The sequence below is a fragment of the Streptomyces sp. A18 genome, from assembly GCF_059026065.1.
On sequence record NZ_JBWLKL010000004.1, the window covers coordinates 445085 to 456184 of the forward strand.

Consider the following 11100-nt stretch of genomic DNA (forward strand, 5'->3'; position numbering starts at 1 on the left):
AAACGACAAGAAGTGTGACCGGCGGCGCTCCGCCCCGCCGCCCGGCGAATCGGAGGCCCGACCCCATGCTCGACGAATCGCTGCTCGACGCCCCCGAGGCCCTCGCCGTGGCCGACCGCCGCGGCCTCCTCCGCGGCGCCGCAGAAGCAGGCGCCCGCGTCCGCACAGCGGTGCGGCACGCCAAGGAGGCCGGGCTCACGCAGCTCAAGCCCGACGGCCGCCCCCGCGCCATTCTCATCGCGGGCCCCGGCACCGCGGCCACCTGCGTGGCCGATCTGCTCGGCACCCTCGCGGGAGCGGGCTGCCCCGTGATCCGCCTCGCCCCCACCGGCGTGGCCCCCGCCGCAGGCGCCCTGCGCTGGGCGCTCCCCGGCTGGGCGGGCCCCCTGGACCTGCTGCTCGTCGCCACCCCGGACGGCACGGAACCAGGCCTCGAACTCCTCGCGGAACAGGCCTACCGCCGCGGCTGCACCGTCGTGGCCGTAGCCCCCGCCCGCTCCCCGCTGGCCGAGGGCGTGGAAGGCTCGCACGGCCTCACGGTCGCGATGGCCACATCCCCGTACGGGGAGTACGAAGCCCCGCACGACGGAGAGCGCGCCTCCGAGTCGTACGAGGCCCGCCGCCTGGACGACGAGGCCGCCGCCTCCGCCCCCGCCACCCTCTGGGCCCTGCTCACCCCGCTCCTCATCCTCCTGGACCGCACCGGCCTGATCACCGCGCCGGTCGAGACCCTTGAGAAGATCGCCGACCGCCTCGACCACGTCGCTGAACGCTGCGGCCCGGTCATCGCGACGTACAGCAACCCCGCCAAGACGCTCGCCGCCGAACTCGCCGAAGCGCTCCCGGTGATCTGGACCGAGGGCCGCCTCGCGGGCCCCGTCGGCCGCCGTTTCGCCGCCTCGCTCGCCGAGCTCGCCGGACACCCGGCGGTCGCGGGCGAGCTGCCCGAGGCGCTGCCCGCGCACGGCGCCCTGCTCGCGGGCAACCTCGCCCCGAGCGGCGGCGGCGACGACTTCTTCCGCGACCGCGTCGAGGACTCCCAGCAGCTGCGGGCCCGCGTCGTCCTGCTCCGCGACCGCCCCGTGGACGCCGGAGGCCTCAGCGCGGCGCCCGCGGCCCGCGAGCTCGCCCACGGCCACGACATCGCGATCAGCGAGCTCGAGCCAGAGGACGGCGAGGAACTGGAGACCCTCGCGGACCTGATCGCCGTCACGGATTTCGCCGCCGTTTACCTGGCGCTCGCCCCGAGGGACGGATCATGACCCCAGCCCGGTCATGACCGCAGCCCCCGCACCGCATCGCACCGCACCGCCTGCACCGCGTACGTACGTAAGGGAGAACCCCTCCGTGGACCGCCTCACCAACACCATCCGCCCCTACGCCTGGGGCTCCACCACCGCCATCGCGGAGCTCATCGGCGTCGAGCCGACCGGTGAGCCGCAGGCCGAGATGTGGATGGGCGCCCACCCCGGCGCGCCCTCGCGCACCGGGCGCGGACCGCTCGACGAGGTGATCGACGAGGACCCGGGGCGCGAGCTCGGCCGGGCGGCGGTCGCCAGGTTCGGCCCTCGCCTGCCCTTCCTCCTCAAGCTCCTCGCCGCGGGCGCGCCGCTCTCCCTCCAGGTGCACCCCGACCTGGAGCAGGCCAGGGAGGGTTACGAGGACGAGGAGAGCCGCGGCGTCCCGATCGACGCCCCGAACCGCAACTACAAGGACGCCAACCACAAGCCCGAACTGATCTGCGCGCTCACGGAGTTCGACGGCCTCTGTGGCTTCCGAGACCCCGTCGCAGCCGCGGACCTGCTCGCCGGTCTGGGCGTCGACTCCTTGAAGCCGTACGTCGATCTCCTGCACGCCAAGCCCGAAGAGGGCGCGCTGCGCGAGGTCCTGACGGCCGTTCTGACCGCGGACCCCGCAGAGATGGCCGCGACCGTCGCCGACGCCGCCGCCGCGGCCGAGCGCCTGGGCGGCGCCTACACCCCGTACGCCGGTCTCGCGCACCACTACCCCGGCGACCCCGGCGTCATCGCGGCGATGCTCCTCAACCACGTCCGACTGCAGCCCGGCGAGGCCCTGTTCCTCGGCGCCGGAGTCCCGCACGCCTACCTCGACGGCCTCGGCGTCGAGATCATGGCGAACTCGGACAACGTCCTGCGCTGCGGACTGACCCCCAAGCACGTCGACGTACCCGAACTCCTGCGCATCGTCCGCTTCGAGGCGACCGATCCGGGAGTCCTGCGCCCGGAGGCCTCACCCACCGGCGAAGAGGTCTACGACACCCCCATCGACGAGTTCCGCCTCTCCCGCTTCGTCCTGCCGGAGGGCGCCGCCGCATCCCACGACCTCACGGCCGTCACCCCGCAGATCCTGCTCTGCGTCGCGGGCTCGGTCCGCGTGGGCGACGCCGGGGAACTGACCCCCGGGCAGTCCGTGTTCGTTCCCGCGGAGGAAAAGGCCGAAGTGTCCGGAGTCGGCACGGTCTTCCGTGCCACTGTGGTGGCCTGACTCACCACCAGCGCCTCGTGCTGCAACAATGACCCACCGCAAAGGGCGGGCAAGCAGCGCCCGGCCGGTCGGCAGCGAAGCCGACGGTGGGTCATGAACGTACGCAGTCGAAGGGACAACGGGCACACATGAGCGCGTCAGGCGGAACAAAGGCGATTGTCGCGGCACTCGCCGCGAACCTCGCGATCGCGGTGGCGAAGTTCGTCGCGTTCCTCTTCAGTGGCTCGTCCTCGATGCTCGCCGAGAGCGTGCACTCGCTCGCGGACTCGGGCAACCAGGGGCTGCTGCTGCTCGGCGGCAAGAAGGCGCAGCGCGAGGCGACCCCGCAACACCCGTTCGGGTACGGGCGTGAGCGCTACATCTACGCCTTCCTGGTCTCCATCGTGCTCTTCTCGGTCGGCGGCATGTTCGCGATCTACGAGGGCTACGAGAAGATCAAGCACCCGCACGAGATCGAGGCCTGGTACTGGCCGGTCGGCGTCCTGGTGTTCGCGATCATCGCCGAGACCTTCTCCTTCCGCACGGCCATCCAGGAGTCGAACCACACCCGCGGCAACCTCACGTGGACGCAGTTCGTCCGCCGCGCGAAGGCCCCCGAGCTGCCGGTCGTGCTCCTGGAGGACCTGGGCGCGCTGGTCGGTCTGATCCTGGCCCTCGTCGGCGTCAGCCTCGCGCTCGCGACGGGCGACGGCGTCTGGGACGGCATCGGCACGCTCTGCATCGGCGTCCTGCTCATCCTGATCGCGATCATCCTCGCCGCCGAGACCAAGTCCCTGCTCCTGGGCGAGGCCGCGGGCACGGAAGAGGTCGAGAAGATCGAGAAGGCGCTCGTCGACGGCGAGAAGGTCACCCGCGTCATCCACATGCGCACGCTGCACCTCGGCCCCGAGGAGCTGCTCGTCGCCGCCAAGATCGCCGTGCGGCACGACGAGACGGCCGCCGAGGTGGCCGTGGCCATAAACGCCGCCGAGGAGCGCATCCGCGCGGCGGTCCCGATCGCCCGCGTGATCTACCTGGAGCCGGACATCTACGACGAGACGGCGGCCGCGGACGGCACGAACCCGGCGAAGTCGCCGGGCGGCCACTGATCTTCTTCAGCAGTACGGCAGCTTCAGCAGTACGTACGTCGATGGGGCCCCGCACCTGCACGGTGCGGGGCCCCATCGACGTACTGGCGTCTGCTGCTGCGGTTGCTACTGAACCTCGCGCAGCACCTCGATGACCGCCGCCTCGTCGGGCGCCGCCTCGAGCCGCTCGCGGAAGCCGGTGTCCATCAGCTTGCGCGAGAGCAGCGCGAGAATCCGCAGGTGCTCGTCGCCCGCGGCCGCCTCCGGCACGGAGATCATGAAGATGAGCTTGGCCTTCGTACCGTCGAGCGCACCCCACTCGATGCCCTCGGCCGACCGCGCGAACCCGACGACCGGCGCGGTCACCGCGTCGGTCTTGGCGTGCGGGATGGCGATCTCCTCGCCGAGCCCGGTCGTGCCCTGCTCCTCGCGGCGCAGAGCGGTCCGCACGAGCTCCTCGACGTCGTTCACCTTGCCGGTGGCGGCGAGGAGGTTCGCCATCTCGCGGATCGCGGAGTCCTTGTCGGCGGAGTCCAGCTGGACCTTCACGGTCTGCTCGGTGAGGTAGCCGGAGAGGACGTCCTCGGCCTTGGGGGAGGGGGCTGCTGCCGGCGCCGGGGCCTTCCGCAGGGCGTCGGCACCGCTCGGGGCGACGGCTCCGGCGCTCACTCCCGCGAGCACCGGCTCGGGACCGCCCGGTACGCCGACGACCGGCGCACCACGCCGCTTGCGCTCGCTGATGTCGACCAGCGTGACCGTGGTCAGCGCCGTGACGACGGCACCGATGGCGATCGCGATGAAGAACATCGGTACGCCGCCGACGGCACCCAGGACCGCCACGATCGGACCGCCGTGCGGCACGGCGTCCTCGACGCCCGCCTGACCGGCGATCGCACCGGCGACGGCGCCACCGAGCATGTTCGCGGGGATGACCTGCGCGGGCCGCGCGGCCGCGAAGGGGATCGCACCCTCCGAGATGCCGAAGAAGCCCATGAACAGGGCGGCCAGACCGGTCTCGCGTTCCTGCTCGCTGTAGAGGCGCTTGCGGATCAGCGTCGCGATGCCCTGCCCGAGCGGCATGACGGGGATGGCGGCGGCGCACATGCCCATGACGGTCTGGTTGCCGGTCGCGATGAGTCCCGCGCCGAACAGGAACGCCGTCTTGTTGACCGGACCGCCCATGTCGAACGCGATCATGAGCCCGAGGATCGCGCCGAGGAGGATCGCGCTGGTCCCGGTCATGCCGCTGAGCCAGTCGGTCAGATGCTCGAAGACCCACGCGATCGGCTTGCCGATGACGTAGATGAAGAAGAGCCCGAGGGCCGTCGTCGCGACGATGGGGATCACGATGATCGGCATGATCGGCTGGGCGAACTTCGGGACCTTGACCTTCTTGATCCACAGCACCAGATAGCCGGCGAGGAAGCCGGTCACGATGGCCCCGATGAAGCCCGCGCCCGCCTTGGAGTCGTACAGCTCGCCGGTGTTGGCGATCCAGCCGCCGATCATGCCTGGCACGAGCGCGGGCCTGTCGCCGATCGCGTACGCGATATAGCCGGAGAGGATCGGCACCATCAGCGTGAAGCCGATGACACCGATGTCGTTGACGTGCTTCCAGAACGTGTCGTCAGGGATGACGAGCCCGCCCTGGGGGTCCGTGTGCCCGCCGAGCGACAGCGAGATCGCGATCAGCAGCCCGCCGACCACGACGAACGGAATCATGTACGAGACGCCGTTCATCAGCGCCTTGTACGCGAGGCTCCGCTCCTTGCCGCCCCCGCCTCCACTGGAGAGCGGCTCGGCGGAACCGCCGCCTCCGCCTCCGCCGTGCACCGGCGCGCTCTGCACCTGCTCGATCAGGCGCTCCGGGTGGCTGATGCCCTCGGACACCCCGACGGACAGCACGCGCTTGCCCACGAAACGTTCGCGGTCGACGTCCTTGTCAGCGGCGATGATGATGCCGTCGGCGTCTCTGACATCGTTGTCAGAAAGTACGTTCTCGGCGCCGATGGAGCCTTGCGTCTCCACCTTCATGTCGATGCCGAGGCTCTCCGCCGCCTGCGAGAGCTTCTCCGCCGCCATGTACGTGTGGGCGATACCGGTCGGACAGGCGGTCACCGCGAGCAGCTTGAGCTTCTTCCGCTCGCTGTCGCTCCCGCCTATGGGGGGATCGGCCGGATGGGTCACGTGGATCTCCTAACACCTTCGTCACACAAGATCGCGCAAATGTTCCCGATCTCAAGGCATCCTGCAACACATGCGCGCAGGTTCAAAAGCGCAAAGGTCCCGAATGGGCGGGTCTGCGGCCCCGTTCTTTTCCTGCCCGAGGCCGCCCCGCCCCCTCCGGCGCGCAGGGAGCGCGCAGGGAGGCGGGCTGGGGCTCGCTGGGCCAATCGGTGTAGCTTTGTGACCGAGCCAGACGTCGCTGCTGATGGCGGTCGGGCGGTGCCTCCACGGGCCGACCGAGGGAGAGAGGGCCTCCGACGGACTGCGCTGCTGTTGCGCCGGTGCTTCTCTGCGCCGTCGTCGCAGGTCAGCCATGTCCACCCACCCTCGATCAACCCCCACGAGGAGCAGCTCACCAATGACGACTCTCACCAACGGCCAGGACTTCAAGGTCGCCGATCTCTCCCTGGCCGAGTTCGGCCGCAAGGAGATCACCCTCGCCGAGCACGAGATGCCCGGCCTGATGTCGATCCGCAAGGAGTTCGCCGCCGCCCAGCCGCTGGCCGGCGCCCGCATCATGGGTTCGCTGCACATGACCGTGCAGACCGCCGTCCTCATCGAGACCCTGACGGCTCTCGGGGCCGAGGTCCGCTGGGTCTCCTGCAACATCTTCTCGACCCAGGACCACGCGGCCGCCGCCATCGCCGTCGGCCCGAACGGCACCCCGGACAACCCCCAGGGCATCCCGGTCTTCGCCTGGAAGGGCGAGACCCTTGAGGAGTACTGGTGGTGCACGGAGCAGGCGCTGACCTGGCCGAACACCCCCACCGGCGGCCCGAACATGATCCTGGACGACGGCGGCGACGCCACGATGCTCGTCCACAAGGGCGTCGAGTACGAGAAGGCCGGCAAGGTCCCGTCCGAGGACACCGCCGAGTCGGACGAGCACCGCGTCGTCCTGCAGGTCCTCAACCGCACCATCACCGAGGGCTCGCAGAAGTGGACCCAGCTCGCCTCGGAGATCCGCGGCGTGACGGAGGAGACCACGACGGGCGTCCACCGCCTGTACGAGATGCACCGCGACGGCACCCTCCTCTTCCCGGCGATCAACGTGAACGACGCCGTGACGAAGTCGAAGTTCGACAACAAGTACGGCTGCCGCCACTCCCTGATCGACGGCATCAACCGCGCCACGGACGTCCTGATCGGCGGCAAGACCGCCCTCGTCTGCGGCTACGGCGATGTCGGCAAGGGCTGTGCCGAGTCCCTGCGCGGCCAGGGCGCCCGCGTGATCATCACCGAGGTCGACCCGATCTGCGCGCTGCAGGCCGCGATGGACGGATTCCAGGTCGCGACGCTGGACGAGGTCGTCGACAAGGTCGACATCTTCGTCACGACGACCGGCAACAAGGACATCATCATGGCGAGCGACATGGCCAAGATGAAGCACCAGGCGATCATCGGGAACATCGGCCACTTCGACAACGAGATCGACATGGCGGGTCTCGCCAAGATCCCCGGCATCGTCAAGGACGAGGTCAAGCCGCAGGTCCACACGTGGACGTTCCCGGACGGCAAGGTCCTCATCGTCCTGTCCGAGGGCCGCCTGCTGAACCTGGGCAACGCGACGGGCCACCCGTCCTTCGTGATGTCCAACTCCTTCGCGGACCAGACGCTGGCCCAGATCGAGCTGTTCACCAAGCAGGAGGAGTACCCGACCGACGTCTACGTGCTCCCCAAGCACCTCGACGAGAAGGTCGCCCGCCTCCACCTGGCCGCACTCGGCGTCAAGCTCACGACGCTCCGCCCGGAGCAGGCCGCCTACATCGGCGTAGAGGTAGAGGGCCCGTACAAGCCCGACCACTACCGCTACTGACAGCCCCGGCCATCAGGAGGGGCGACGCCCCACCTCGGCCCGGTCAAGCTCATCCGCAGGCCCCCGCCCACTGGGCGGGGGCCTGCGCCCGTGGGCAGGCGGGGCCGTGCAGACCGCAGTTGACCAGGGCCCCGGCCGGACCGGGACGACGGTGGCTGACCTACCTTGGCTTCGAGCCGGCCCGGCTCGGCCCGCAGCTGCTGGTGGCGCACAGCCGACCTACGACCTGCGAGCCGGGCTGGCTCGGCACACAGCTCCTGGTGGCGCACAGCCGACCTACGGCATGCGACATGCGACCTGCCCCGGCACTTGAGCAAGATCCGCCCCTGGCCCAGAACCCGCCCCGACAAGGACCGAGTCCCCATGCCCCGCGGCCACTATTCGCTCCACGACACGCACGACCACACCCCCCTCGGCGAGGAACACTTCCACTGCGCCCCCGGCCCCTCCGGCTGGCGCTACGTCTCCCAGCGGAACGCCCCCTCAGGCGAGCCCACCGGATCCGTCGACCTCGCCCTCGACGAGCTGGGCCGCCCCATCCGCCTCGAACTTCACGCGGGGGACTGGCAGATCCGCGCCGCGGCGATCGACGGCGTCACCTGGGTACGCACCGACCCGACCGGCACCCACGCCACCGAAGACAACGCTCCCGCCCACGCCTTCACCGGCACATCCCCCGCGTTCCTCATCGCGACCACACGCCTCCTGCGCCTCACCCCCGCTTCCCCCGCGACCCGCGTCCGCCTCGTCGCCTTCACCGACCCGGTCCTCGCCCCCCGCACCCTCGACCAGTCCTGGGCCCTGCTGAAAAGCGAAGCACACAGCACTGACAACGGCCCCTTGATCGTGGACGAATACCAGGTCACAGCCCTGGACACCGGCGAACAGCACGCCATCCACATCACCGGCGACGTCGTACTCTCCGCCCCCGGCATCGAGCTCGAAAACCTGGAGACCCCGCCCTCGACGTTCACCTGACCCAGCCACCCAGCCACCCAGTCAGCCAACCACCCAGCCAGTCCTACGCGGGCGGCACGAATCCGGTCCCAGGAGGCGCGGCTTCCGCACCCTCCTGCCCGCCCTCGGGCCCAGCCGGAGGGGCTGGGTGAACCGAGCGAACCGGATGGGCCGCGTAAGGCCCAGGCCCCGGCCCCGGCGGTGCGACGTACTGCGGACCAACTGGCGCCTTGCTCACGCCCCCGGCCCCGGCCCCGCCCCCGCCGAACGCCCGCCGAGCGTCCCGCGTCTGCCGCTCCTGCACGACCGCGGCCAGGTACGCAGCCGGCGGAACACCCTCCGGAGCAGGCGCCCCCGTACGTTCCGCGAGATCCCCTGCGAGCCGCTCCGCCATCGCCCAGCCCACCTGTGGATCCAACTGCCCCATCCGCGTCAAGTACTGCCTGATCGCCAGCCACAGCCCCTCAGGCACCCCGGACAGGTCGAGCCCGGAGAACCTTCCCGCCAGCCAAGGCGGTGGCGGAGGAATGAAGGCCGCCTGCGCGGTGGGCACCCGCTCCCTGACGACGAGCGTCCCCGCGAACACATCGCCCAGTCGCCGTCCCCGTGCCGAGACCAGCGAAGCGATGCACGCGACGACCCCGAACGTCAGCAGAATCTCGACGACCCCCACCGCACCCCGCACCAACGCGTGCCGAAATCGAATCGGCCCCCCGTCGTCCCGCACCACCCGCAGCCCGCACGCCAGCTTCCCCAGCGACCGCCCATGGCTGAGCGTCTCCACGGCGATCGGTCCGCCGACCAGGATCAACAGAAAACTGGCGACAGCGACCGCCGCGGCCGCCGCGTCGTCCAACGAGGACGTAGAGGCCACGACCCCGACGGTCACCCCCAGGTAGACCGCCCAGGCCACCACCAGGTCGATCAGCACGGCGAGCCCACGGCTCGGCAGTTTCGCCGGGCGCAGCTCCAGCGCCACCGCCTCGCCCGTCACAAGCTCACTCACGTCAGCCGCCCTTCCCTGCCCTGCCCTCGGAACGGCCAGTCTGCCAAGCTGAGGCAGCATCGCGCCGCAGTACGAGGAGCAGCCACCTGATGGACCTCGACGTCTTCGTGTCCGCCCACCGAGCAGAGTGGGACCGACTCGACGCCCTGCTGCGCCGCCAGCGCCGCCTCAACGGAGCCGAGACCGACGAACTCGTCGCCCTCTACCAACGCACGGCGACCCATCTTTCGCTCATCCAGTCCAGTGCCCCTGACCCGCAGCTAACGGGCCGCCTCACTCGCCTGGTGGCACGCGCGCGCAGCGCGGTGACAGGCACCCGCCGTGCTTCGTGGCGCGACGCCACGCACTTCCTGACCCACGGTTTCCCGGCGGCGGTCTACCGCTCCCGCCACTGGTGGGTCCCCACCGCTCTGCTCTCGACACTCCTCGCGGCGATCATCGGCTGGTGGATATCCACGCACCCTGAAGTGCAGTCCTCCATCGCGGCCCCCAGCGAACTGCGCGAACTCACCCGCCCCGGAGGCGAGTACGAGTCGTACTACTCGAGCCATCCGGCAGCATCGTTCGCCGCCCAGGTCTGGACGAACAACGCCCAGGCAGCGGCCATGTGCCTGGTCCTGGGCGGCTTCCTCTGCTTCCCCGTCATCTGGATCCTCTTCCAGAACATGCTCAACCTGGGCGTAGGCATGGGCCTGATGTCCTCCGCCGGTCGCCTCGACACCTTCCTCGGCCTGGTCCTTCCACACGGCCTCCTGGAACTGACCGCGGTCTTCGTGGCCGCCGGCACAGGTCTGCGCCTCGGCTGGACGCTCATCGATCCGGGCCCGCGCTCACGCCGAACGGCCCTCGCCGAGGAGGGCAGAGCCGCCCTCGGCATGGCCGTCGGTCTGGCCCTGGTCCTGTTCATCTCCGGCGCCATCGAAGGCTTCGTCACCCCCTCCGGCCTGCCGACCTGGGCCCGCATCGGCATCGGCATCGTCGCTGAGCTGGCCTTCCTCGCGTACGTCTACGTCCTGGGCGGCAAGGCGGCACGAGCCGGAGCCACAGGGGACGTTGACCCCACGGAACGCAGCGCCACGGTGCCCACCGCGGCGTGATGTGCGTCGGCCCCTGCTGACCTGCTAGTGTCTTCGACGCCCCAGAAAAACCGTTGACACGGAAGGCCTGGGGAGGTAGATTCGAACAGTTGCGTAGAGCTGGACAAGTCCAGCGGCGGCAGTTAATATCTGCCTGCTTCTTGAATCTCATAGGCCAAGAAGCCACTCCCGATAAATCGGAACTCCGAGCCGGTAAGTCCGGCCGAAAACTTCTGATAAAGTCGGAACCGCCGGAAAGGGAAACGCGAAAGCCGAAAGGCCGGAGCAGGAACCGGAAAGGCACCGAGGGAAATCGGACACGAAAGAGTCTGATAGAGTCGGAAACGCAAGAACAAAAGAAACACCGAAGGGAAGCGCCCGGAGGAAAGCCCGAGAGGGTGAGTACAAAGGAAGCGTCCGTTCCTTGAGAACTCAACAGCGTGCCAA

Annotated in this window: 8 protein-coding genes; 6 read left to right on the top strand and 2 right to left on the bottom strand. The window is 69.9% G+C overall.

The features are described from left to right. The first annotated feature begins 65 nt into the window (after positions 1-65). The 3 genes from AC5P1C_RS10095 (at position 66) to AC5P1C_RS10105 (ending at position 3593) form a co-directional block, all read left to right on the top strand. A complete protein-coding gene (locus tag AC5P1C_RS10095) occupies positions 66-1262 on the top strand; it encodes an SIS domain-containing protein (protein ID WP_493865352.1) in 1197 nt (398 codons plus the stop codon). Between the two features lie 85 nt (positions 1263-1347). Beyond that, positions 1348-2505 (top strand): mannose-6-phosphate isomerase, class I, encoded by a 1158-nt coding sequence (gene manA, locus AC5P1C_RS10100; RefSeq protein ID WP_493865353.1) that lies wholly within the window; start codon positions 1348-1350, stop codon positions 2503-2505. A gap of 128 nt (positions 2506-2633) precedes the next feature. Then, positions 2634-3593, top strand: coding sequence for a cation diffusion facilitator family transporter (locus AC5P1C_RS10105; protein WP_493865354.1), 960 nt, complete (start codon positions 2634-2636; stop codon positions 3591-3593). Positions 3594-3698: 105 nt separating this feature from the next. On the opposite strand, the gene AC5P1C_RS10110 is transcribed toward AC5P1C_RS10105, so the two are convergent. Then, the gene (locus AC5P1C_RS10110) at positions 3699-5759 is read right to left on the bottom strand and encodes a fructose-specific PTS transporter subunit EIIC (protein WP_493865355.1); all 2061 of its coding nucleotides are present in this window, start codon (positions 5757-5759) and stop codon (positions 3699-3701) included. A gap of 397 nt (positions 5760-6156) precedes the next feature. Here AC5P1C_RS10110 and ahcY point away from each other — a divergent pair, with 397 nt between their 5' ends. Both ahcY and AC5P1C_RS10120 read left to right on the top strand, forming a co-directional pair. Next, entirely contained in the window at positions 6157-7614 is a 1458-nt protein-coding gene (gene ahcY, locus AC5P1C_RS10115) for an adenosylhomocysteinase (RefSeq protein ID WP_493865356.1), read from the top strand. Between the two features lie 363 nt (positions 7615-7977). Then, the gene (locus AC5P1C_RS10120; RefSeq protein WP_493865357.1) at positions 7978-8592 is read left to right on the top strand and encodes a hypothetical protein; all 615 of its coding nucleotides are present in this window, start codon (positions 7978-7980) and stop codon (positions 8590-8592) included. Positions 8593-8635: 43 nt separating this feature from the next. Here AC5P1C_RS10120 and AC5P1C_RS10125 read toward each other — a convergent pair whose 3' ends face one another. Next, on the bottom strand, positions 8636-9577 hold the full coding sequence (locus AC5P1C_RS10125) for an RDD family protein (protein WP_493865358.1): 942 nt from the start codon (positions 9575-9577) through the stop codon (positions 8636-8638). A gap of 89 nt (positions 9578-9666) precedes the next feature. On the opposite strand from AC5P1C_RS10125, the gene AC5P1C_RS10130 reads away from it, so the two are divergent. Beyond that, positions 9667-10674 (top strand): stage II sporulation protein M, encoded by a 1008-nt coding sequence (locus AC5P1C_RS10130; protein WP_493865359.1) that lies wholly within the window; start codon positions 9667-9669, stop codon positions 10672-10674. The last annotated feature ends 426 nt before the right edge of the window (positions 10675-11100 follow it).